General features: G+C 54.5%; 1 pseudogene. It reads right to left on the reverse strand.

The window, feature by feature from the left end:
- Positions 1-532 (reverse strand): annotated as a pseudogene (locus M3090_RS15590) (type IV secretory system conjugative DNA transfer family protein); the annotation flags it as partial.

Raw genomic sequence — 532 nt, forward strand, 5'->3', positions numbered from 1 at the left:
GTAGATGCGGAGGAACCAGATAATGGCCGCGAACAGGATGGTGGGCGACTCGACGAAGAAGTCGCCCTGCTTGGCCGCCCAAGTACGGTTGAGGTTGAGCATGATGTTGTAGGAACTCTCGTAGGCATCGGAGATGTCGGTCATGAACTTCGGGTTGAGCGGGTTGCAGCGGTGGCTGCGCGAGGGGTCGTCGAAGTTGATGACATAGAACTTCGGCCTGACCTTGTAGCCGTCCAGATGGCGGAGCAGGTGGTTGTAGGCGATGGTGCTCAAGTCCGGAAACTTGAAGTCGTAAATATAGGTGGCATAGCCCTTCTCAATCTGCTGCTTGATATAGGAATTGACCACGGCAAAGGACTTGCCGCTGCCCGGCGTACCCAAGACAATGGAGGCGCGGAAGGGGTTCACCACGTTTATCCAGCCGTGCCACATCTTTTTCTTGTACCAGAAACGGGTGGGCAGATTGACGGAATACTCGTTCTCGATGAGCCGGGTTTCCTGCATAAACGATTCGTTCTCGTTGTTGAACACA

This window comes from Bacteroides sp. ET71, assembly GCF_023336905.1.
GTDB lineage: Bacteria > Bacteroidota > Bacteroidia > Bacteroidales > Bacteroidaceae > Bacteroides.